General features: G+C 69.9%; 21 protein-coding genes and 1 pseudogene. 10 read left to right on the top strand and 12 right to left on the bottom strand.

Annotated features, from left to right (window positions below; genetic code table 11):
- Positions 1-16: 16 nt before the first annotated feature.
- The 3 genes from H5398_RS14940 to H5398_RS17925 are packed head-to-tail and all read left to right on the top strand — an operon-like array spanning position 17 to position 2798.
- Complete coding sequence (locus H5398_RS14940) at positions 17-307, top strand: FeoA family protein (protein WP_182781007.1); 291 nt, start codon at positions 17-19, stop codon at positions 305-307.
- Positions 304-2235 carry a ferrous iron transporter B gene (locus H5398_RS14935; protein ID WP_182800581.1) on the top strand — a complete coding sequence of 644 codons (1932 nt, stop codon included), beginning with the start codon at positions 304-306 and terminating at the stop codon, positions 2233-2235. The genes H5398_RS14940 and H5398_RS14935 overlap by 4 nt, the downstream gene beginning before the upstream one ends.
- The gene (locus H5398_RS17925; RefSeq protein WP_182800580.1) at positions 2232-2798 is read left to right on the top strand and encodes a NifU family protein; all 567 of its coding nucleotides are present in this window, start codon (positions 2232-2234) and stop codon (positions 2796-2798) included. The genes H5398_RS14935 and H5398_RS17925 overlap by 4 nt, the downstream gene beginning before the upstream one ends.
- Before the next feature lie 27 nt (positions 2799-2825).
- Here H5398_RS17925 and H5398_RS14925 read toward each other — a convergent pair whose 3' ends face one another.
- Positions 2826-4073, bottom strand: a complete 1248-nt coding sequence (locus H5398_RS14925) for a YibE/F family protein (RefSeq protein ID WP_182800579.1) — start codon at positions 4071-4073, stop codon at positions 2826-2828.
- Positions 4074-4139: 66 nt separating this feature from the next.
- Here H5398_RS14925 and H5398_RS14920 point away from each other — a divergent pair, with 66 nt between their 5' ends.
- The 4 genes and pseudogenes from H5398_RS14920 to H5398_RS14910 all read left to right on the top strand — a co-directional run bounded on the left by H5398_RS14920 (position 4140) and on the right by H5398_RS14910 (position 5891).
- Entirely contained in the window at positions 4140-4334 is a 195-nt protein-coding gene (locus H5398_RS14920) for a DUF6767 domain-containing protein (protein WP_182781003.1), read from the top strand.
- Positions 4279-4500 (top strand): annotated as a pseudogene (locus tag H5398_RS17920) (hypothetical protein); the annotation flags it as partial. The gene H5398_RS14920 and the pseudogene H5398_RS17920, both read left to right, overlap by 56 nt.
- A 9-nt stretch (positions 4501-4509) precedes the next feature.
- Positions 4510-5322: a rhomboid family intramembrane serine protease gene (locus tag H5398_RS14915; protein ID WP_255443787.1), complete on the top strand. Its 813-nt coding sequence runs from the start codon at positions 4510-4512 to the stop codon at positions 5320-5322.
- 44 nt (positions 5323-5366) lie between these two features.
- Entirely contained in the window at positions 5367-5891 is a 525-nt protein-coding gene (locus tag H5398_RS14910) for a DUF6553 family protein (RefSeq protein WP_182800577.1), read from the top strand.
- 4 nt (positions 5892-5895) lie between these two features.
- Here H5398_RS14910 and H5398_RS14905 read toward each other — a convergent pair whose 3' ends face one another.
- The 7 genes from H5398_RS14905 to H5398_RS14875 form a co-directional block, all read right to left on the bottom strand.
- Complete coding sequence (locus H5398_RS14905) at positions 5896-8544, bottom strand: LysM peptidoglycan-binding domain-containing protein (RefSeq protein WP_182800576.1); 2649 nt, start codon at positions 8542-8544, stop codon at positions 5896-5898.
- A 36-nt stretch (positions 8545-8580) separates the two neighbouring features.
- Positions 8581-8763: a hypothetical protein gene (locus H5398_RS14900; protein WP_182781000.1), complete on the bottom strand. Its 183-nt coding sequence runs from the start codon at positions 8761-8763 to the stop codon at positions 8581-8583.
- Between the two features lie 111 nt (positions 8764-8874).
- Positions 8875-9750, bottom strand: coding sequence for a hypothetical protein (locus H5398_RS14895; RefSeq protein WP_182800575.1), 876 nt, complete (start codon positions 9748-9750; stop codon positions 8875-8877).
- Positions 9747-10604, bottom strand: a complete 858-nt coding sequence (locus H5398_RS14890) for a type II secretion system F family protein (protein ID WP_182800574.1) — start codon at positions 10602-10604, stop codon at positions 9747-9749. The genes H5398_RS14895 and H5398_RS14890 overlap by 4 nt, the downstream gene beginning before the upstream one ends.
- Positions 10595-12055: a CpaF family protein gene (locus H5398_RS14885; protein WP_182780997.1), complete on the bottom strand. Its 1461-nt coding sequence runs from the start codon at positions 12053-12055 to the stop codon at positions 10595-10597. The genes H5398_RS14890 and H5398_RS14885 overlap by 10 nt, the downstream gene beginning before the upstream one ends.
- Entirely contained in the window at positions 12055-12852 is a 798-nt protein-coding gene (locus H5398_RS14880) for a hypothetical protein (RefSeq protein ID WP_182800573.1), read from the bottom strand. The genes H5398_RS14885 and H5398_RS14880 overlap by 1 nt, the downstream gene beginning before the upstream one ends.
- On the bottom strand, positions 12852-13496 hold the full coding sequence (locus tag H5398_RS14875) for an SAF domain-containing protein (RefSeq protein ID WP_182800572.1): 645 nt from the start codon (positions 13494-13496) through the stop codon (positions 12852-12854). Before H5398_RS14875 ends, H5398_RS14880 begins: the two co-directional genes overlap by 1 nt.
- 191 nt (positions 13497-13687) lie before the next feature.
- On the opposite strand from H5398_RS14875, the gene H5398_RS14870 reads away from it, so the two are divergent.
- The 3 genes from H5398_RS14870 (at position 13688) to H5398_RS14860 (ending at position 17240) form a co-directional block, all read left to right on the top strand.
- Positions 13688-14530, top strand: coding sequence for a hypothetical protein (locus tag H5398_RS14870; RefSeq protein WP_182800571.1), 843 nt, complete (start codon positions 13688-13690; stop codon positions 14528-14530).
- Between the two features lie 56 nt (positions 14531-14586).
- On the top strand, positions 14587-15633 hold the full coding sequence (locus H5398_RS14865) for an NAD(P)-dependent alcohol dehydrogenase (RefSeq protein WP_182800570.1): 1047 nt from the start codon (positions 14587-14589) through the stop codon (positions 15631-15633).
- Positions 15634-15923: 290 nt separating this feature from the next.
- A complete protein-coding gene (locus H5398_RS14860; RefSeq protein ID WP_220489533.1) occupies positions 15924-17240 on the top strand; it encodes an MFS transporter in 1317 nt (438 codons plus the stop codon).
- Between the two features lie 9 nt (positions 17241-17249).
- On the opposite strand, the gene H5398_RS14855 is transcribed toward H5398_RS14860, so the two are convergent.
- The 4 genes from H5398_RS14855 to mmsA all read right to left on the bottom strand — a co-directional run bounded on the left by H5398_RS14855 (position 17250) and on the right by mmsA (position 22856).
- Entirely contained in the window at positions 17250-18230 is a 981-nt protein-coding gene (locus H5398_RS14855; protein WP_182780992.1) for a ribose-phosphate pyrophosphokinase, read from the bottom strand.
- A gap of 138 nt (positions 18231-18368) precedes the next feature.
- On the bottom strand, positions 18369-19772 hold the full coding sequence (locus H5398_RS14850; RefSeq protein ID WP_182800569.1) for an HNH endonuclease: 1404 nt from the start codon (positions 19770-19772) through the stop codon (positions 18369-18371).
- A 370-nt stretch (positions 19773-20142) separates the two neighbouring features.
- Entirely contained in the window at positions 20143-21318 is a 1176-nt protein-coding gene (gene mmsB / locus H5398_RS14845) for a multiple monosaccharide ABC transporter permease (protein ID WP_182783568.1), read from the bottom strand.
- Positions 21318-22856: a multiple monosaccharide ABC transporter ATP-binding protein gene (gene mmsA, locus H5398_RS14840; RefSeq protein WP_182783541.1), complete on the bottom strand. Its 1539-nt coding sequence runs from the start codon at positions 22854-22856 to the stop codon at positions 21318-21320. The genes mmsB and mmsA overlap by 1 nt, the downstream gene beginning before the upstream one ends.
- Positions 22857-22915 lie beyond the last annotated feature (59 nt).

Genomic DNA, 22915 nt, shown 5'->3' with positions numbered 1-22915 from the left:
GTGTTAGCTTAATTCCATGACCCTCGTGGAGCGCTTCGTGAGCCGTCGGTGCATCACAGCCCAACAGCTGGACGCCGGGACGACGCGCGCACTGGACGCACTGAGGGTAGGCGAGGCGGCCACCATCGCCGCCTTCGACGCCAACGACGTCGTCGCGCGGCGCCTCTTCGACCTCGGATTCACGCCGGGAGAACCCGTGATCAGGCTGAGGCAGGCGCCGCTCGGCGACCCGTTGATGTTCCGCGTGGGCGGCATCGAGATCGTGCTGCGCCGGGCTGAGGCGCGGCGGATCCTCGTCTCCGCATGACCCACCACCACGGCGGAACCTCCGCAGCGCCCGTGCTGCCCGACGCCGCCCGGGTCGCGCTCGTCGGAAGCCCCAACGCCGGCAAGACCACCCTCTTCAACGGCCTGACCGGCCTGCGGGCCAAGACGGGCAACTATCCCGGGGTGACGGTGTCGCGATACGAGGGGCGGGTGGACACCCCGGCCGGCCCCGTCATCGTGGAGGACCTCCCGGGCACCTACTCGCTGGACCCGATCAGCCCTGACGAGGAGATCGTCGCGCAGGTGTTGGAGGAGGCCCACGAGCTCGCCGGCCTCGTCGTGGTGGTGGACGCCACCCACCTCCGCCGCGGACTCGGCCTTGTCTCGCAGGTGCAGCAGGCCGGCCTGCCCACCGTCGTGGTCCTCACCTTCGTCGACGAGCTGCTCCGACGCGGCGGCCGGGTGGACCCGGAGCGGCTCGGACGGGCGCTGGGCGTCAAGGTCCTGCCCGTGGTGGCGGGGGAGCGACGGGGGGTTGAGGCACTGCGCGACGTGCTGGCCGCACCGTCGGCCTGGCCCGCCCCGCCGCTGCCGCCGCCCACCGAGCCGGACGAGGTGACCGGCTGGGCCAGATCCATCCTCCAGGCCGCGCACTTCGCGCCTCCCGACCCCGACTCGCGCACCGGCCGCCTCGACGGGGTGCTGCTGCACCCCGTGTGGGGGTCACTGGTGTTCTTCGCGACGATGTTCGCGTTCTTCCAGACCATCTTCATGGTCGCGGCCCCGGTGCAGGGGTGGATCGAGGCTGCCTTCGCCTGGTTGGGTGACGTGGCCCGGTCGTCGATCCCGGTGGAGTGGCTGGGCCGGTTCGTCGCTGACGCGCTGCTGGCCGGCGTCGGCGGGGTGCTGGTCTTCCTGCCCCAGATCGCGCTGCTGTTCGTGCTCATCTCGCTGCTGGAGGGCTCCGGCTACCTGTCGCGGGCCGCGTACCTGATGGATCGGGTGATGGCCACCGCGGGGCTGGAGGGTCGCGCGTTCGTCGCACTGCTCAGCTCCATGGCGTGCGCCATCCCCGGCATCATGGCCACCCGCACCCTGCCGTCGGCCAAGGACAGGCTCGCCACCATGATGGCGGCCCCGCTGATGACCTGCTCCGCGCGGCTGCCCGTGTACGTGCTGCTCATCGGGATGCTGGTGCCGCCGGACCTGCGCTGGGGCCCCATCGGTGCGCAGGGCCTGATCATGTTCGGGCTGTACCTGATGGGGGCCGCCTCCGCCATGACGTCGGCCTGGTTCTGGAAGCGCATCGTCGGACGCTCCGGCATGAGCCTGCCGTTCTACATGGAGATGCCCAGCTACCGGATGCCGCGGCTGCGCACCGTGCTGATCTCCGTATGGGACGCGTGCAAGGCCTTCCTGCGCAAGATCACCTCCATCATCCTGGTCACCACCGTCGTGCTGTGGGCGCTGCTCAACCTGCCGATCCGCGGTACCGACGAGTTGCTCGAGGCTGGGGTGGACCCGGCTGACAGTGTCGCGGTGACGGCCTACACGCTGGACCACTCGGCCGCCGCCGCCGTGGGGCGAGCCATCGGACCCGTGTTCGAGCCGCTCGGCTTCGACTGGCGCGTCAACGTGGGCGTCATCTCCTCCCTGGCCGCCCGCGAGGTGTTCGTCTCGACGTTGGGCCAGGTGGCCGCCGCCTCGGACCCGGAGGACCCCACCGCCGCGCTCGAGGCGATGACCCACACCGAGGGGCCCCGCGCCGGGGAGAAGGTCTTCACGCCGCCCACCATCGCGGCTCTGCTGGTGTTCTTCGTCTACGCGCTGCAGTGCATGTCCACCCTCGCCGTGATGCGGCGCGAGACCGGCACCTGGCGCTGGCCGCTGATCGCCTTCGTGCACCTCGGGGTCATCGCGTGGCTGATGGCGTTCCTTGCCCACTCGATCGTCGGAGCACTCCTGTGAAGCGCAGCATCCATCCCCAGGCCGTCCCCGGAGAGCCCGCGGCGGTCCGGTGGGTCACGGACGTCGACCTGCCGGTGGGGCGCGTGGTCTCCGCCCCCGGCACCCTCGGCCCGCTGCTCGAGTACGGGGTGCTGACCAAGGCGTTCGTCGAACGTGGGGGAGTGTGGACGTGGCTCGCCCCGGACCACACGTGGACCGAGCACGGGCCGCGGATCCGGGACGCGGTCTCGTCGGCCGTCGACCTGCCCGGCTGGGAGGTCGACGAGGGATCCGACGAGCTGCTCGGCCTGATCGCCCGGGAGATCCTCGACGGCGAACTCGCCGGCTACGTCGAATCTCACGGGGGCGTCATCACGGTCGCGGCCGCGGAGGGCGGGCGGTTGACGCTGGACTTCGGCGGCGCGTGCGAGGACTGCCCAGCCGCCAGCTCGACGCTCCACGAGCGGATCGAGGCTGCCGTGCGCGAGCGCTACCCGCTGCTGGGCGGGGTCGAGCGGGTGGGAGGGGCGCACCACAGGTCGCGGGGATGGTTGGGGCTGCCGGTCCCGGGTCGCGGCCGCTGACCCCCGCCGTCCGTCTCGACGGCGGGGTCAGGCCGTCTCGACGGCGGGGTCGGCGACGGGGCCGCTGTGCTTGGGCGGCTCGTGCGACTCCCGTGCGGGGCCGACTGTGAGCGCCGCAATGCCGGTCGTGATGGGCACCGCGAGGATCAGCCCGATCGCCGAGGCGAATGTGCGCACGCCCTCCCCGGCGAACAGCTCCAACCCGAACAGGTCCAGCGGCTCCCGGGTGGTGAAGAACAGCAGCAGCAGGATGGTCAGGGCGCCACCGGCGTAGGCGAACACGATGGTGTAGATGGTGGACGCGATGTGATCGCGCCCGATCCGCATGCCCGCCGAGAACACCTTTGACCGCGTCCACTCCGGCGCGGCGGCCCGCAGCTCCCACACGGCCGAGGCCTGCGTGATGGTCACGTCGTTGAGCACGCCCAGACCGCCGATGATGATGCCCACCATCAGCAGTTCCTGGAAGTTGATGCCCGGGGCGAGTTGGGCCAGGTCGTACTCGTTCTCCTCGGCGAAGCCGGACAGGCGTGCCGCACCGACGGCGATCGACCCCAGCGTGGTGGTGACGGCGAGCCCCAGGAGGGTGCCGGCCAGCGCCGCCGACGTTCGCATCGACACCCCGTGGGCCACGTACAGGACGATGAACATGATCACCGTGGACCCGGACAGCGCCACCGCCATCCCCGGCTTCCCGACGATGATGGCCGGCAGCATGAAGCCCAACAGGATTCCGCCGGCGATGACCAGCCCCAGCAGCGCGAACAACCCGCGCCAGCGCGCCACCGCGACCACCGCCACAGTGAACAGCGCCGCCATCGCGAGAAGCACCGGCAGCCTGTTGATGCCGTTGAACGCGTAGTGGATGCCGTCAGAGGTAGGCACGCGCGCCACCTCGATGGTGTCGCCGGCCCGCAGCCCGTTGTGCACGTTGGGGCCGGTGAGCTCCACGGCGGCCTGCTCACCGGCGTCCGGCCCTGACGTGAGTGTGACGGTGGCGGTCATGCACGCGGCCGTGCCCGTCGGGGTCTCGACGGAGGACTCGCATCCGTCCGCGATCGAGTCGATGGTGGCCTGCTCGTAGGTGACTCCCGGGGCGTCGGAGATCTTGTTGAGCGCCGCCGACACCTCGCTCTGGCTGGGCCACAGCCAGATCAGCCCGGCGATGGCGAGGACGCCGAACACCACCAGCAGGCCGGTCAGCAGGGTGCGGGCGCGCTGGCCCACCTCGACGACCCCGTGGCTGCCGTGCCCGTGCCCATGCCCGTGACCCATGGGCACAACTTACCGGCCCACCCGCCCGGAGTGGCCAAGACCGCTCGCCCTAGAATGGGACGCACGATGCTCAAGGCACCCCAGCCCTCCCTCCCGCGGCGACGACCCGACGCGAAGTGCCCGCTGCGCCCGGGGGAGCCGTGCACCCTGTGCCAGGCAAGTGTGACGGGGCCGCAGGACTGCGGCCTGGTGTACCTGGTCATGGATGATCCCGAGTTCCGCGAGGCCTGGGCGGCGTCGCGCCGGCCCGTCGGGCAGTAGCAGCCCCCGAGCCCGTCCAGCCCGGGCCCTCAGCCCACAACCACGGAGCCGCCCCGCTGCGGCGGCTGGGTACGCTCGTCGCATGGATGCCGAGTCGTCGACGTGTTATCGACACCCCGATCAACCCACGCGGATCGCGTGCCAGCGCTGCGACCGGCCTATCTGCCCGCAGTGCATGATCCCCGGCTCGGTTGGCTTCCAGTGCCCTGAGTGCGTCTCCCGCGGCCACCGCGAGACCCGGCAACTCCAGCTCCCCTACGGGGGGACCCGGGCGGCCAACCCGCGCGCCACCTCGATCGCGCTGATCGTGATCAACGTCGTCGTGTTCGCGGGCGTCCTGATGACGGGGGGCTCGTTCGGGTCCCTGTTCAACCTGTTCGCACTGACCCCGCAGGGGATCTGCCCGGTGGGGGAGCAGATCCTGCTCACGGACGCGGCGGGATGCGCCGCGGAGGGCTACGTGTGGCAGGCGGGGGTGGCCACGGGCGCCCCCTGGCAGGTGATCACCTCCGGCTTCACCCACGCCGCCCCCTTCCACATCCTGTTCAACATGCTGGTGCTGTGGCTGCTCGGGCCCACCATCGAGCAGGTGCTCGGCCGGGCGCGGTACTTGGCGGTCTACCTGGTGGCGCTGCTGGGAGGCTCGGCCGCCGTGATGCTCTTCTCGGTGCCATTCCTCTCCACCATCGGAGCCTCCGGCGCCATCTATGGCTTGATGGGGGCTCTGCTGCTGATCGCGGTCAGGCACAAGGGGGACGTGCGCGGCATCCTGTTCTGGCTCGGGCTCAACGTCGTCCTGTCGTTCACCTGGGCGGGCATCAGCTGGCAGGGGCACCTCGGCGGCCTCCTCGGCGGCGCGGCGACGGCGGCCTTGATCATGTACCTGCCCAAGGAGCGCCGCGCCGCCTGGCAGTGGCCGTTGGTGGGTCTGTTGGCGGCGGTGTTCGTGGCCATCATCGTGGCCCGCGCGCTCGCCCTGGCAGGCTGACTGCGGGGCGTGGGCCGCGTCCAGCACGGTGGTAGGTTGCGGGCATGGTGGAGGCCCCCCGCGATGAGCTTGATCCCACGCTGCGCCGCGCCCGCTACGGCAAGCGCGACGACGGGGACAGGTTCCTCGGCTTCTGGCTGACCATCCTGGTGCATGCCCGCCAGGATCGACTCACTCCCAGCCTCACCCAGGTTCGACGCGCCCTCGATGGCTTCTACGCCGGGCGCGAGGTGCGGGCCGCCGTCGCCGCGGTGGGGCTGCCGGCTGTGCAGGACCAGCTGCGCGACGCCGCAGCCGTCTACTTCCAGACCTGCCTGACCGATCCCCAATACTCGTCGGTGGTGTGGGGGATGAATCGGCTGCAGCCAGACCAGCTGCGCGCCAAGGCGGCCAAGGATGCCGCGACCGCGCTGGCGGCGCTGGTGGAATGCCGAGCCGGGAGCCCGGCGGAGGAGTTGCCCCCGCTGTTCGTCGACGGTTTCCTCGAGGTCTTCGGTGAGCCGGGCCGCGACGCACTGCGCCCAGCCCTGGCGAAGAGGTCCTCGCTGGCGGGCCTCGGACTGGTCTAGGAGCTCACGCCTCGGGGGCCCCCGCCATTGCACGGCGGGCCGACGGTGCGTGGAGCGCGGCCTGGATTCGCCTGGAGAGGTCCGGCGCCAGGTCACGGCCCTCGGCGCGGGCCGTCCGGGTCAGGGCCACCGCGGCGCCGTTGGCCTCGGAGGAACGACCGGCCAGGGCGAGGGCCAGGATCTCCCGCGATGCGAGGGCGTCGTTCGAGGGCGCAGCGAGACGTCCCCTTCGTACCGCCCAGAGGGCGGCCTCGGCCGCGCTGCGCTCCAGCGCCCGGTCCGCCAGCACACTGGCCGCGTCCACGACCATGGACACCATGTCCGAGCGCAGCTGGTGCGCCCAGCCCCATTGGAACTCGAAGGAGCCAAGGGGTTCGCCGCGCACCAGGCGCAGCGCCGCCACGAGAGCAGCGTCCGAGGACAGGTTCACGCCGCCGCTCAGCATGGTGCGGAACTGCTCCCAGTCCGAGGACACCCTCGGATCCAGCGACACCCTCCCCGAGTACGCATCCGGCAGGTACTGCACCCCGTCCGGGGCGTCGCCCAGCCAGCTGCGCAGGCGGCTGGTGTTGGAGCGACGGGTGGTCTCGGCGATCAGCAGCGCACGCGTCATGGCCGTCGGCGTGGATCCGGGGTTCTCCAGGAGCCAGGCGCAGTACTCGAGGCACTGGCCCACGGCGCGCCCAGGAACGTCTCCGGCGGCGCCGATCAGGTCCGGATCCCCGAGGAGGAGCAGCATCGGGTGCTCGGGAGTGCTGAGCCGTCCGGTCATGGGGGCGTCCTCGTACGGTCTGGGTGAGTGCGGAAGGGGCGTCACGTTGGGGGGAAGCTCGTCCTCCGAGCGCCACCACGGAGCCTGCTCTGTGTCTGTGCTGCCGGCTGCGCGGAACAGTTCAAGCACTGCCCTGCGGGCCGGCTGGGTCAGCAGTTGGGGCGTGAACGACTGACCCCGCCAGGTGCCTGAGCGATCATCGACCGTCACGGGGTGCGAGCCGAGCTGGGTGGCGGACTCCGATCCGACGACCACGCTCACGCCCACCTCACCGAGGGCGAGGGCATCGGCGATGGCATCCAGCTGCACCGGGTTCACCGTCGACACGAACACCACCACCACCGGCTGCCACACGCCGGCCAGGTCCGCGTCCTCGCGGAGCTGGGGGAGGGTGCGACCGGCCATGGCGAGGCGCCGTTGGCTGCAGAGTCTGGTGAGGGCCAGGACGCCGTCCTCGACGGTGTGCGTGGCGCTGATCCGGGGATCATCCAGGGCGTCGGCCCATTCGGTGCCGCCCACCAGGACAAGCTGCGTCTCATCGGCCCAGGGCGCGCAGCTGAGGCCCGTCACCACAGCGGCCAGCGCCGACGCCGTAGCCGGCCCGGTGAGGATCAGCGCCCGCTCCCGCTCCACGTCCGCCGCGACCGTCTCGCCCTCAGCGGTCCACCCGAGGACGACGGCGGTGGCCGACTGCCCTGGCTCCGCCTCCTCCGCCCGCCTCGCCAGCGCCGCCCAGAAGCGGGCGAGTGGAGGTGAGACCGGGATGGCTCTGCGGCCCATCGCACGGCCGAGAAGCTGCAGGCGACGCCGTGAGGCCAGGCCCGCCACGATGCCGCTGGCCAGGATGGCTCCGATGGGGCCGAGCACCTCGGCCACGCCGTCGTCCGCGTCAACCATCGAGGACACGGCGGCCGCGGCTTCGTCGGCGCGCTCAGATGGGGCAACGGTGGGTGGACCGGGGAGCGGGTCCGCGGCACCTTCGTCCGGCCGCGGAGTGGCCGGCGGGCGGCTGGGCGTGGAGGTGTCGGTGGGGTCACTGAGCGAGGACTCAACCGCGACTTCGTCAGGAAGGGGATCCGCCGGCGCCGCAGCCACTGGGACAACCTCGACGACCGGCTCAGCGGCAACGGGGACGCTGAGGACCCAACCGGTGTCGATCTGGTCCGGGTCTGTGATGCGCTGTTGATTGAGCCGGTGGATCTCCGGCCACCGCTCGGGATCCCCGAGCTCGTCCGCCGCGATGGACCACAGCGTGTCACCCTCCTCCACGGCAACCACGGCTGCTTCCTCGGGGAGGACCAGCCGCGTCCCGGCCTCGAGCCGAGTGGACTCAGTGAGCCCGGGGTTCAGGGCCACCAGCTCCCGCCAGCGGCCTCCCTCGCCCAGCTCCTGCTCGGCCACCCCCCACAGTCCGTCGCCCGGCTGGACCAGGTAGGTGCGCGACCCTGCCGCCTCATCGGACACGGAGGCCTCGGCGCGGGCCGAGACCGATGCGCGCCCCCCGGACGCATCAGCGGGGCCACCAGGCGCCGCGACCGTGTCGGCCACCGCCGCGTTGGGCGCCGCGACAGCCGCCAACACCAGCGCCCCGATGACGGGCCGGAGCCAGCCGGTGCCCGGCAGAGCCACCGCGACCCGCCGTCGGGTGGCCACGGACAGCAGCTCGAAGACGACGGTGAGGGCCAGGACCGCCCACGCCACCCAGCCCACCACGCTCAGCGCGGCCACGACCAGGCGGCTGTCCATCGCCACGAAGAGCGACGTGGCCCAGTCCGCGTTGAGGAGCGCCGTCGGATTCCCCACCTGGAGCAGCAGCCACGGGATGCCGATCAGGAGGAAGGCGAGTGCCAGCGTGGCGCCGAGGGCGCGGATGAGCCTCATGGCCCTGCCTCCTCGCCGGCTGAGTGCGCGCGCATGTCAGCTGGGGAGGCGGTCTGTGACGTACGCGGTGATGGCGGTGATGACCACCAGGGCGATGGCGGCGGCGCCCGCGAGCAGGATGGCGTTCTCCGTGCTCTGGCTGAGGCCTCGCTCATCGCGCTCGCGGGGCAGGTGACGAAGGGTGACGAGCAGCCCGACGAGGTGATGGATGGGTGACATGGGAACCTCCTGGTGATGATTGTGGTGGGGGGCAGTGCCAGTTCTTGAGTTATCCACAGGTGCGGGCGAAAGAGTAGATAGTCGTCCACAGTTGTGGTCCGGGTCTTGACATCAGGTGGCCAACAGCTTCAGCAGCGGCGGAACCAGGAGGGCAAGACCGAGAATCAGGGCGGGGATGGTCATCCACAGCGACATCGCCTCGCTCGCCTCCTGCGCGGCGGTGCGTTGGGCGCCCAGGTGGGCGTCGCGCAGCTCGCGCACCCGAGCCTGAAGGACGTCCGCCAGGCCCGCGCCCTGCTCCTCCAACTGCATGACGTCCGCGAAGTCCGCCAGCTCCGGCACGTTCCATTCCCGGGCCACCTCCCGCAGCTCGGACCATGGCTGGGACTGCTCCATGCGGGCGCGTTCGAGGCCGGATGAGATCCTCCGGAAGAGGGGCGAATCGGAGACACCAGCCGCGCTCGCCGCCGCCTGCGCGGCCGACGAGTTGGCCAACCGCTCCAACACGACGAGATCGAAGAACGTGTGGATGCCGTCGGTGGCGGCGCGGCGTTCCTGCTCCGCCCCGCCGCGGAGCCGCAGGTCAGCAACGAAGTAGCCGACCACTGCGGCCACGAGGCCGATGGCCAGGGGTGCGGGGCCTGGTGAGCCGCCGAACGCCATCTGAGACGCGGCCCACACCACCGGGAGCAGGAGCCCGGCCGCCGTCCAGACGAGCTTCTCGACGAAGAAGTCCCCCACGCTGCGGCCCTGCATGAGCAGCAACTGCTGCTGGCGGGCGGTCAGCGGGAGCCTGAGGCGCCTGTGCACCCGTTCGCCCAGCGCCTCCACGCCGACGGCGGGCGCCGACGCCGACGCCGTCGGCTGACGACTGTCCAGGAGAGCCAACGCGTCTCCCAGCCGCACCGGGGGAGTGGTGAAGCCCCGCACCATCACGACGGCGCCCAGGCCGGCCACCATGCCGAATCCGATGGCCGCCCCGATCACTGCGCGCTCCGGAGGAAGCGGGGCGCCACGGGCGGCACCGTCATGCGGCGCAGTATCACGAGGCAGCCCAGGTAGGCGGCGGCCAGTCCGAGCGCGATCAGCTGGCCGAGGGGGGTGGTGTACGGGGCGAAGAACTGCGGATTCATCACCAACGCCCCGACGAGCACGCCCAGCGTGATGAAGGTCACCTGCTTGACCACGGCGCGGGGCTTGGCGCGCTCGGCGGAGATCTCGCGCAGCGCGGCGAGGCGTGCCTGGATGCTGTCGGAGATGGCACCGAGGGTGGCCCTCGCGCCCGCGCCGCCCTTCGCGGAGGCGATGGTCAGGGCCGCCACCACCGCGTCCGCGTCTGCGGAGGCCAGCTCGTCGGCCATGGCGAACAGCGCATCCCGGGCCTGCCAGCGCTGATCCAGGCGCGTGCACAGCCGTGCGACGGGCTCGCGCAGCACCGGCGCCACCTGCTGGCGGGTGCTGAAGATGGCGTCCCGGATGGATCTGCCCGAGGACAGGGAGGTGGCGATCAGCCTCACCCAGCGGTCCAGGGCGGCCAGGATCTCGATCTCGCGGTTGGGCGGCGCGCTCAGCAGCAGGGGAATGGCGATGGAGATGGCGGGCAGCAGGATCAGCGCCATCACCGATCCGGTCGCGAGGCCGGCCACCACCCCTGCGGCGCCGGCGGCCGCGAACCAGCCCCTCCGTGCCCTCGACAGGCCTGTCCACCACCGCGACACTCTTGTCCACAGGCCTGTGGACTCCTGTGTGGATAACCGCTCAGCGCGGCGCCAGCCGAGCCCCACCAGCAGCAGACCCAGGCCCAGCGTCGATCCGGACAGCGCCGCCAGGATCACCCCCACGGGCCGGCCCCGTCGAACTGCGCCAACTCCGCCGCCATCGCCGCCTCAGGCTGGAAGAGCTCGGGCTGGGTGGGTGTGGCCGCGCGGTAGACCAGGTGCGTGGCCGGCCTGCCCGCCTCGACGGATCCGGTGAGCTGCCTCACCTCAGAGACGAACCGGACTCTCGTGCCGCCACGCCAGGCGTCGTCGCGGAGGGTGACGTGGACGATGAAGTTGAGGTGATGGGCGATCTGATGCATCGCGTCCTCGACGCTCAGCACCCGGCCCTGCGCCACCCTGGCCGCCAGGCGGTCGATCGTCGACGACGCCGAGTGCGAGTGCGTCGTGGCCAGGCATCCCGCGCCGGACTGCATGGCTTCAAACATTGCGCCCGCCTCCGAGCCACGCACCTCACCCACGACGATCCGGGTGAGGTTCTGCCGCAGCGCCTCAGGGATGAGATCCGCCACCGAGTAGGACCCCACGCTGGTCCCGCCAGCCATCTCGCCCATCCCCACCCTGGCCTGCAGCGCCAGGATGTTGCGACGGTTGCCCAGCAGGTGGGTGAGCAGCTCGTAGTCCGTCTCCAGCGTGCCGAACCGCTCCGTGGGATGGATGGCCGCGATCAGTGCACGCAGCAGTGTGGTCTTGCCCGCGCCCTGGTCTCCCGAGATGACGATGGACTTGCGAGCCATCACTGCGCTCTGCAGCAGGCGCGCGACATGCGGCGGCAGCATCCCGTCGTCTGCCAGCTCGGCCAGGGTGACGTCGGTCAGGAGGTGCTGCCGGATGACCACGCTCGGCCTGAACGAGAGTCCGAACCCGATGGCGTGCAGCCGGAAGCGATTGCCCAGGGCCAGTGTCATCGTGGGATGCAGGTCGTCGAACGGCCTTGGCGGCGTGGCGGTCTGACCCAGGAAGCGGATGGCGTCCACCAGTTCCTCGTCGGTGTCCGCGACGGCGGCGTGCGCCTCGCGGTGACCGTCGCCGTATTGCACCGTGACCGTGTCGCAGCCGTGGATCTCGATGTTCTCGGCGTCTCGGATCTCGAACAGCGGCTGGAGCCGGCCGTAGCCGAAGATGGCGTTGTCCACCGCGTCGACGTAGCGCAGCTCCAGCTCGAGCGGCCACAGTGCCTCCCCGGCCTCGCCGAGGCTCTGTGCCCGGGCGTGCACCACGCTGCGGATGATGGCGCGGCCGCGGACCCGGCGGTCCTCCTCCGGCATGGGCTGGTTGCGGGTGGCCTGCCACTCGGCGGAGGCGTTGGAGATGAGCTCCACCGCCTCGCGCCGCAGCCCGACGACGAGCTGCCAGTCCACGTCCTGGGGAATGGAAGCCCCGCCTGCCGACGGCGCGGCGGCCCTGCGGGCGGACGAGGGATCAGGGGCAGGGGCCGCGGGCCCGGGGTCCGCGGGCATGAGCCCCAGCCTGCCCAGCGCCCCCGCCAGCGGAGGTAGTTGTCCGACGCTCATCAGGCCCTCACCGTCACCGCGGCCACGGCCTGGCGGGTACGGGTGAGGCGCTCTGACAGCGCCTTCGCGTCCGCCCGGAAACTGCCCATGAACCCTCCCTCGTGGAACCGCCTCGGCTCGACGGCGCCGTCGCTCAGCACCTCGGCCTGGCGTGGGTCCCACGACGGCTCCAGCCAGCAGGGGAGGCCGAACTGCGCCGCGATCTCTCCCGCCGCGTAGGGCCGGCCTGGGCCCACCACGGCCAGGCCCGCCGTTGTGGGGGACGGCATGGAGCGCAGCTGCTCCTCCACCGTGGCCAGATGGATCCTGGCCGCGGCAAGTGAGCGCAGCGACGACCGCACGCACACCACAACGGCGTCCGCCGCGGCGAGCAGGCCCAGCGGCAGCCCCGCCGACGAGATCCGTCCGCCGTCGATCAGCACGTCGATCCCGCGGTCGTCCAGGGAGGCCAGCGCCTCGCCGAGTGGGCCCCACACGTGCTCGAACAGCCTGGACGCCCCCGCCGTCGAGAATCCGGGGAGGAACCTCCGCTCCCGGTCCCCTCCCTGGGTGAGGGGCAGCGTGTGCCGCCAGAGCTCGGGGGCCAGCGCGGTTCCCTCCCGGTGGAGTTGCGCCAGGGCCATCAGACCCCGCCCGCCGTGGTCCATGCCGCGGAGGTAGCCGGCCTGGATGGCCTGGGAGGGGTCGCGGTCACAGTCCGCCACCAGCGAGTGTCGCGGCCAGGCCAGGCCGAGCGCCAGGGCGGTGGTGGTGACCCCGGGCGAGCCGGTGGCCGAGGAGAGCAGGACAACGGCCATCACTGCCCCCTGACCACGACGACGGCGAGGAGGTCCGCAGCGGAGAGCCTCGCCACGGAATCCGCGTCTGAATCGGAGACCCGGACGTCCAGGGAGAAGCTGGCCCCGTCGTCGAGGAGCACGGGCGAGCTGGCCACCACCGCCTGGGCGGCGGTGTCCGTGCCCTCCAGGAGCCCGACGAGGCGCACCGCGGTGCCTGGCGGCATGTCAGCGGTGGGCAGCTTGCCGAGCGGGAGGCGCAGCCCGATGAGGGCCTGCCCGCTGGGAAGTGGATCCTCCCCGACGTGGCGTGCTAGCGGGAACGCGCCCTGCGGGAGGTCCGTCAGCGAGCGCTGCCCGACGAGGCCCGGCAGCTCCGCGGCGCCCAGCGCCTCGACCCCGAGGCTCTCGGGGACCTCAAGGACCGCAAGATCCTCCCGTTCGATCGCGTCCCCGCGGCGCACGTCGGTGGCCATCACAACGACCGCGCGGTGGTCCGCGTTCATGGAATAGAGGGTTGCGGCGCCGAGCCCGCCGAGCGCCACGAGCATCGCTCCCAGGGCAATCAGCTTGGGGCTGCGGCGTGCGCGCAGCTGGACCTCGGCCGGCCGGGGCGCGGCGGGCGCAGCGGGTTCCGGCGTGTGTGGCCGTTTCTGATCGTGCATCGGGCCTCCCTTCCGGCCGCAAATGTAAGAGGAGCAGAAGGTCACTTCGGAGTCCAGAACCCGGATGTGGACAAGTTCGCCCCATTTGAACGATTTATCCACACCCTTATCCCCAGAGTCCTGTGAACGAAGCACACCAGCTTGACTATCTGAGAATCCTGAGAGATTCTTGGGGTCGTTGACTGTGAAGAGTGGGAGAGCTTGTGCGCAAGTGGATCGCAGCGTTGACGGCCTCCCTGGTCGTCGCCGCGGGTTCCGTCGTCGCCACCTCTGCCCAGGCGCTGCCCATCGCCCCCGCCCCAGTGGCGTCAGTGAGCGGGATCCCCACCCCGTGCCCCTCGACGAAGCCCTACCCGGCTGACGCGTCGATCGAGCAGCTCAAGGAGCAACTCGCGGCCACCTTCGGCTTCAAGCTCGCCGGTTCCCAGTGGACCGAGCAGCGCAGGCCCTCCATCAAGATCCTGTGGGAGACCCTGGACGCGGTGGAGTGCACCACCTACCGCGCGGATCTCCAGGCCAACGTGCACGGCGCTCTCGGCCTCAACGCCGCCCACATCTCCGGCTACGCCTGGGGTGACTGGAGCCTGACGAAGACCAACTACGTCACGCTGGACTTCGCGAAGTTCCAGCGCGCGCTGGACAGCGGCGACGAGGGCCGCCTCGTGCGCCTCGTGATCCACGAGCTCGGCCACGTGCGGAACTCGGACCGCTACGAGAACCCCGAGTACTGGACGGTGTTCACCAAGCTCTTCGCCCGCGAGGGCCGGTTCAGCGAGTACGCGGGCCGCAGCGTCACGGAGACGTTCGCCGACGTCGTCGGCTACTACGTGGGCCGCTGTGCGCTGGACAATCCGTACGACTCGGGCGAGCACGCCGCCTACTACGACTACGCGAAGACCTACATCTTCGGTGGCAAGGAGTTCGGGCCCGCAGCAGGCGTCGCGCCCAACTGCACGCTGCCGTCCGAGACGGCCGAGGAGCCGGCGCCGGGCGCCGAGGTCGCGGCGTGGATGGAAGGTCTCGGCGGCGAGTAGAAGCTGACGGGGTAGCATCGCAAGCTGTCCCACGGATCTGCTTCATGGAGGAAGTCATGCCCGACGTCGCCGCCTACGCCATCGATTCACCCACCGGCCGCTATCACAGGACCACCATCAGCCGTCGCGAGCCGGGCCCCACCGAGGTGTACTTCGGCATCGCGTACACGGGCATCTGTCACTCGGACATCCACACCGCCCGCGGCGAGTGGGGGCCCATCCACTACCCGTTCGTCGGCGGCCACGAGATCGCGGGCGTCGTCAGGCAGGTGGGCTCGGAGGTGACGAGGTTCCAGGTGGGTGATCGCGTTGGCGTCGGCTGCTTCGTCGATTCCTGCCGCACCTGCGAGATGTGCCTCCAGGGTGAGGAGCAGTTCTGCACCGGCCGGCCAGGCGCGGTCTGGACCTACAACGGGACCGGTCGCGACGGGCTGCCCACCGACGGCGGCTACTCGCAAGGCATCACCGTGGAGCAGGACTACCTGATGCGCGTGCCGGAGCAGATGCGCCTCGAGCACGCCGCCCCCCTGATGTGCGCCGGCATCACGCTCTACTCCCCGCTGAAGCGTTGGGGCGCCGCGCCTGGCAAACGGGTGGGCATCGTCGGCATGGGCGGCCTCGGTCACATGGGCGTGCAGATCGCGGCGGCCATGGGGGCCGAGACCATCGTTCTCGGCCGCACTCTGGCCAAGCGCGACGACGGGCTCAAGCTCGGCGCCACGGACTACGTGTCCACGCAGGATCGCGGGGTGATGAAGTCTCTCCGGGGCTCGTTCGACCTGATCGTCACCACCGTCTCCGACGGCGTCGAGCTGGATTCGCTACTCAAACTGCTCAAGGCGCACGGGGTGCTGGTCAACGTCGGCCTGCCGGAGAACGCGTCGTCGGTGCACCTCGGCGTGCTCACCGGGCAGGCCCGGGTGCTGGCCGGATCGAACATCGGTGGGATCCGGGAGACGCAGGAGATGCTGGACTTCTGCGCTGAGAACGGGCTCGCGCCTATCGTCGAGATCATCGGCGCGGACCAGATCGACGAGGCGTACGACAATGTCGTCGCGTCGAAGGTCCGCTACCGCTACGTGATCGACATCGCCACCATCTGAGGGGTCGCAAAGGGGCAGAGAGGACGAACGCAGAATACACCTGTGTAAGGTGCGCGGCCCCTCCACCCCCACCAGGGCTCCCATGTCGACGATGCGACGATGGAGGGGTAGGAACGGCGTCCACCGTTCCTGCGGCCGGCCGGTCGGCCCGGCGCTTTCCCGGCAACCGGGCCGACCCCCGACGACGACGTCGGCCGCCGGTGCCTCTGTTGCCCACGGTTGCCGCGACAGCCCAGCCGCGGGCGTGGGTTCATCAGTCATCGGCATAGGATCGTCCCGGGAGGTCACGCGTGGTGGCGAGCGGATACGGTCGAGCGGCCTGGGTGGTCTGGGGAGTCGGCGTTTTCGGGTACTCGCTGGCGGTCATGCACCGTGCCGCCCTCGGCGTCGCGGGGCTTGAGGCGGCGGATCATTTCGGCACCACTCCCGGCATCATCTCCACCTTCGTCGTGCTGCAACTCGCCACGTATGCGCTTACCCAGGTGCCCGTCGGCCTGCTGCTCGACAGGTACGGTTCCCGCCTCATGCTCACCGGCGGAACCCTCGTCATCGCCGGCGGGCAGGCGATGCTCGCCACCACCGACGACCTGTCCACGGCCTACGTCGCCAGGGTGCTGCTCGGCATCGGCGACGCCTGCATGTTCAACTCCGTGCTCAGACTCCTTCCCCGCTGGTTCGCGCCGCAGCGCGTCCCCGTGCTCAGCCAGGTCACGGGCATGGTCGGCGCACTGGGCCAGATCGCGGCGGTGGGCGCGGTCCTTCCGCTGATCAAGCTCATGGGCTGGCAGACGGGCCTACTCATCACAGTGGCCTTCAGCGTCCTGGCCGCAGTGCTCGTGATGGCGTGGGTGCGCGACGCTCCCCCCGGGCAGGCGTCGGCGGTGGTGGTGGACCCCATTCGCGAAATCCCCGGCCGGATCAGAGGGGTCTCCATGCACCCCGCCACCCAACTCGGCTTCTGGGTGCATTTCACCTCTGGATTCTCCAGCATCACCTTCGTGTTCATGTGGGGGATCCCGTACCTCGTCGTCGGCCAGGGAATGTCGCAGGCCGAAGCGGGCGGGCTCTTCGCGCTGCTCTCGGTGGCATCGATGGTGGCCGGCCCCGTCGTCGGGTCGCTCACCGCCCGGCACCCGCTGCGGCGCAGCACCCTGGTGATGATCCTGGTGTGGGCCGTCATCGCGTGCTGGGCGGCCGTGCTGCTGTGGCCGGGGCGCGCCCCGCTACCGCTGCTGGTCCTGCTGGTGCTCGCGCTGGCGGTGGCGGGCCCCGGCACCGGGGTGGGCTTCGACTTCCCCCGCACCAACCTCCCGGTGACCCGGCTCGGGGCCGCCAACGGCATCGTCATCGCGGGCGGCTTCGTGGGCGGCACCGTGCTCATCCTGATCATGGGCCTCTTCCTGGACTGGCTCTCGGGGGGCAGCGCCTACACCCCGGAGCAACTCCGCCTCGCGTGGCTGCTCCAGATCCCCTTCTTCGCGGTGGGGATCGTAGGTATCCAGCTCAGTAGGCGACGCCTGCGCCGGTTGATGGCGGAGGAGGGCGTGATCGTGCCGTCGTGGCGCGAGGTGGCGCGCCGAATCCGAGACCGGCGCGTCGAGGACTAGCGACGAGGGCTAAAAGAGGCCTTCCGGCAGCGGTGGCGGTGCATAGGACGGGTCCACGTCGTTGAACAGCTTGCTCACCGAGCGGCCGTTGTGGATGCGGTCGATGGCGTCGGCGAACAGTCCCGCCACGCTCAGCACCGTCAGGCCGGGGAAGTTCTCGGGCGGGGGCACGGTGTTGGTGGAGACCACCTCCACGATCCGCGACACGTTCTGCAGCTTCTCCACCGCCTGGCCCGCGAACAGGCCGTGGGTGCACGCCACAGACACCTCTTCGCAGCCGAAGTCCCCCAGCCGGGTGACGATCTCGACGATGGAGCCACCGGTGGCGATCTCGTCGTCCAGCACGATGGCCCGCTTGCCCGCCACGTCGCCGACGATGGCGTCGATGACCACGCGGTCGTCCGCCAGGCGCTGCTTGGACCCGGCCGCGACCGGCAGGTTGAGGAGGCGGGCCAGCAGCGTGGCCTGCTTCGCGTTCCCCAGATCCGGGGAGACCACGACGGTGTTGCTCAGGTCCCGATCCCGGTAGTGGTCCGCGATCACCCCCAGTGCGGTGAGGTGATCCACGGGAACCGAGAAGAAGCCGTGCACCTGGGGCGCGTGCAGGTTCATGGTGAGCACCCGGTCCACCCCTGCCGTGGACAGCATGTCTGCCACCAGCCGCCCGCCGATCGAGATCCGCGACGCGTCCTTCTTGTCCGAGCGCGCGTAGGCGTAGTGCGGCATCACGGCGGTGATCTGGCCGGCCGAGGCGCCGCGGGCCGCGTCGATCATCAGCAGGAGCTCCATCAGGTGGTCCTGCGTGGGCGGCACGAGCGGCTGCACGATGTAGACGTCGCGCTGGCGGCAGTTGGCCAGCAGCTGCGCCTGCAGGCAGTCGTTGCTGAAACGGGAGATCTTGACGCCTGAACGACGAAGACCCAGGTGGCTGCAGATCTCGTCGGCGAGCGCGGCGTGGGCCGACCCGGAGAACACGACAACGCCCTTCACAGGCTGCCCCTTCCGTTTGCCCCCAGCCTAATGGGCGACGGGGTATCGCGGGCCCCACCGATCACACGTTCCAGTGGGCAGCCCGTTCGGGGCGTCGCCGTCGCCTCACCTCCCGCAGCGCTCCTCCGACGCGACCGCTCACACAAGCATGCGGGTGCCGGTGGGGGTGACTTCGTAGCGGTAGCCCAGGGGGCTGGACCAGTGGAGCTGGCTTGGTCTGGGTTGGTCGGCGCGCCAGGTGCGGGCCGTTTTCGCGCGGTGGACTCGGCGGCTGAGTGGGGCAAGGTTCCCGCTCCGGGTCTGCCCGCGACAGCCGGACGCGAAGGGCTGAGTGTGATCCAGGTCCAGGCCGTCGGCTCGCCGCTTGGAGTAGGGGAACATTTCGTGATCCATGCTCAACAGCAGCGCCTTCTTCAACCCGGCCGATGGCGCGTAGTGGTCTTCGGCGGGGACCTCGGGCAGATCGATCACCGGCTGCACCGTGACATCCAACCCGGGGAGCAGTTCGACCAGCAGGGCGGTGGTGATGTCCCCGGCCCGATCGATGCGGGCCGCGCCGGTGAGCTCGCCGAGGGCGTCGGCGTGAATGTGGACGGCCAGCTCCAGCTTGGGGCGGAGCTTGGCCAGTGGGGTGGTGATGGTGCCACACAACGCGCCGAGGCAGTGCGGATCATGACGCTGCCCACCATCGACAGGCGCAGGACCCACAGGGCCGGCGCCGGCTGCCGTAGTGCCCGGGGCATCGGCTCTGGTGATGGCCGGGGCAGCGTCGAGGGCGACGGCCAGGCCGTCGAGGAGGGCGGGCTGCGCCGCGTGCTGGAGAAGCGCCAGGGCGTAGGCCGGGTTGGCCAGCACTCCGAGGGCTTTGGCGCGCAGGATCGTCTTCGATGTGTCGGGCTGCTCGACAGCCAACAGGTCGGCGATCCGGTCGACGGCAGCGTCGAGGTAGCGGGCGTCGAGCACATCCAAGCGGCCGGTGAGGTTCATCACCCCGTCGTGCAACCCCCACACGTGCACCCCGCGTGAGGCCCGCTGCCGCCGTTCGCGTTCCGCGGCGCGGGCCTGATCAGCCTCGATGATCATCTTCTTCAACAGCGTGAACGCGGCCGTCCAACCCAACCCGTCCTGCCTACCCAACCAACGGTCGGTGACCTGGTCTGCTGGCTCAACGGGCAGCTCGCGGCACAGCTCGGCGGCCTTGCAGGCCCTGGCCGCCTCGATCCTGCCCTCCTGCACCGCCGCGTAGAGGCAGGGATGGCGGTGCTTCAGGCTCAAAGCATCGGCGAGCTTGGCGGCAGCCACAATGGGTGGGCAGCGCAGCAGGCCGGCAAGTTCGAGGCCGATGAATTCGGAGACGGCCGGGGTGCCGATGCCCCCGACCACGACCCTGCGCTCGGCGAGGACCTCAACGACCTGGTCGTAGTCAACCTCGTAGTGTTCCGCGAGGTCACACAGCAGGGTCAGGGTTTGGGCTTCGGCGAAGCGGCGCAGTTCGTCGGCGGAGCGCAACTGCTCCGCGATCTCACGCGCCTTGTCCTTCATGGGTTCCACGCTATGACCGACCACTGACATTTTCTGCTCCCAGCAGGGGCGCCGGGCAGAAATTCTTCGAGAAGTTTTTCTGGGGGTTGCGGTGGGGTCGGCGACGGTGTCGAGGCCTCGACGCGTCGGGCGAGTTGGCTTGTCGGCTCGCGTTTCTTAGGCTTCGAGGCCGCTTCGCGGCACCTCAGCCAGCGGGGAGGGCTCCAGCCCACTGCGCGGCACCTCAGCCAACGGGGAAGCCCTCGTCGCCGACCCGCGGCTCCTCAGCCAACGGGTAGGGGGAGCTCCGACTCGTAGGGTCTTCCGTGGCGACGCGACACGGCGCCCGGGAGTGGGGGGCTCCCGGGCGCCGTGTCGCGTTGCGGACGGATCAGGCCTTGGCGGCCGCGGCCCGACGCTTGTTCCAGATGTCGAACGCCACCGCGAGCAGCAGCACCAGACCCTTGACGATCTGCTGGATGGACGTCTGCACGCCCATGAGCTGCATGCCGTTGCTCATGACGGCCATGACCAGACCACCGATCATGGCGCCGATCACGGTCCCCACGCCGCCGGTGACGGCAGCGCCACCGATGAAGCAGGCCGCGATCGCGTCGAGCTCGAACATGTTGCCTGCGCCCGGCTGGGCGCCGTTGGTGCGTGAGGAGAACACCACGCCGGCCACGCCGGTGAGGAGGCCCATGTGCACGTACACCCAGAAGATGGTGCGCTTGACCTTGACGCCGGAGAGCAGGGCGGCGTTGATGTTGCCGCCGATGGCGTAGACGTGACGGCCGTAGATCGAGTTCTTGGCAAGGAACGAGTAGACCAGCACCAGCACGGCCAGGATGATCAGCACGATCGGGAAGCCACGCGCGGTGGCAAGCTTCCAGGCGAAGAACATCACGACGACGGCCACCGCGACCAGCTTGAAGATGAAGAGCGGCATGCCCTCCACCTCCTGCTCGTAGCGGATGCGGGCGCTGCGGCTGCGCCACTGGGTCCAGGCGAAGCCGGCGATGGCGAACACGCCGATGAGCAACGTGAACAGGTCGAAGCCGTTACCGCCTAACAGCCCGTTGAGGAAGCCGTTGGCGATCTGCTGGTACTCCGGGGTCATCGGGGACAGGGAGACCGAGCCCAGCACGAGGAACGTCATACCACGGAACAGCAACATGCCCGACAGCGTCACGATGAAGCCCGGGATGCCCACGTAGGCCACCCAGAAGCCGTGCCAGGCGCCGATCGCGAGGCCGACGATGAGGCCGGCGATGACGCCGACATACCACGGCATGCCGTTCTTGATGATCAGCGTTGCCGAGACCGCGCCCACCAGTGCCACCACGGAACCCACCGACAGGTCGATGTGGCCCACGACGATGACGAACAGCATGCCGATCGCCAGGATCAGGATGTAGGAGTACTGGAGGATCAGGTTGCTGACGTTGATGGGATTGAGCAGCGTCCCGCCGGTCAGCACCGTGAACAGGAGCACGATCGCCACGAACGCGATGACGATGCCGCTCTGGCGGAGGTTCTTGGAGAAAAGGTCCTTGACGGTGGCCATCACGCGGCCTCCCTTTCTTTGGTCATGAGCTTCATGAGGCTCTCCTGGGTTGCCTCTCCGCGGGGGAGTTGGCCTGTGATGCGTCCGAAGGCCAACGTGAAGATGCGGTCACAGATGCCGAGGAGCTCAGGGAGCTCCGACGAGATCACAACCACCGCCTTCCCGGCGTCGGCGAGCGCGTTGATGATGGTGTAGATCTCGTACTTGGCGCCGACGTCGATGCCGCGGGTGGGTTCGTCGAGGATCAATACCTCAGGGGAGGTCATCATCCACTTCGAGAGGACAACCTTCTGCTGGTTTCCGCCGGAGAGCTGGCCCACCACGTTCATCACGGTGGGGGTCTTGATCCGCATCTCCTTGCGGTACCGCTCGGCGTTCTTGATCTCCTCGTTGGAGTTGACCACCCCGTTGGAGGCGATCTTGTCCAGCGAGGCGGCCGAGATGTTGCGACGGATGTCGTCGATCAGGTTGAGGCCGTAGCGCTTGCGGTCCTCGGTGGCGTAGGCGAGTCCGGCGTCAATGGCTGCTGCCACTGAATGGAGCTGGACTTCCTTGCCGTGGAGGAAGAGCTTCCCGCCGATCTTGCGGCCGTAGGCCCCTCCGAACAGGCTCATCGCCAGCTCGGTGCGGCCCGCGCCCATGAGGCCGGCGATCCCGACGATCTCCCCGGCGCGGACGTCGAAGGAGGCGTTGTCGGAGACCTTCCGGCCGGCGACGGTGGGGTGCAGGACCGTCCAGTCCTCGACCCGCATGATCTCCTCGCCGATGTTGGGCGTGTGATCGGGGAAGAGGTTGTCCAGCTCGCGGCCGACCATGTCCTTGATGATCCGTTCCTGGGTCATGTCCGGGCCTCTGTCGAGGGTCTCGATGGTCATGCCGTCGCGGATCACCGTGGTGGCATCGGCGATGGCGGTGATCTCGTTGAGCTTGTGGGAGATCATGATCGACGTGATCCCCTGCCCCTTGAGGTGCCGGAGCAGGTCCAACAGGTGCGCCGAATCGGTGTCATTGAGCGCGGCGGTGGGCTCGTCGAGGATGAGCAGCTTGACCTGCTTGGAGAGCGCCTTGGCGATCTCCACGAGCTGCTGCTTGCCGACGCCGATCTGGTTGATCGGCGTCATGGGGTTCTCGTCCAGACCCACCCGGGCCAGCAACTTCGCCGCCTCGGCGTTGGTCTTGTGCCAGTCGATCACCCCGCGCTCGACCTGCTCGTTGCCGAGGAAGATGTTCTCGGCGATCGACAGGAGCGGGACCAGGGCGAGCTCCTGGTGGATGATGACGATTCCCGCGTGCTCCGAGTCGTTGATGGAGTTGAACTTGCACTCCTTGCCCTCGAAGATGATGTCGCCTTCGTAGGTGCCGTGCGGGTACACACCGGAGAGCACCTTCATGAGGGTGGACTTACCGGCCCCGTTCTCGCCGCAGATGGTGTGGATCTCGCCGCGCTCAACCTCAAGTGTGACGTCCGAGAGGGCCTTGACACCAGGAAAGGTCTTGGTGATGTTGCGCATCTCGAGGATGTTCTGTGTGTCGCTCATGCGTCGCCTTTCTTCGCTGTCAACGGGCGACGATGGCCCGGCCCCTGAAGGGCCGGGCC

The sequence above is a fragment of the Tessaracoccus sp. MC1679 genome (assembly GCF_014164775.1).
GTDB lineage: Bacteria > Actinomycetota > Actinomycetes > Propionibacteriales > Propionibacteriaceae > Arachnia.
Note: the sequence above shows the minus strand (reverse complement) of the source record. Positions and strands in the feature narration are given on the sequence as shown.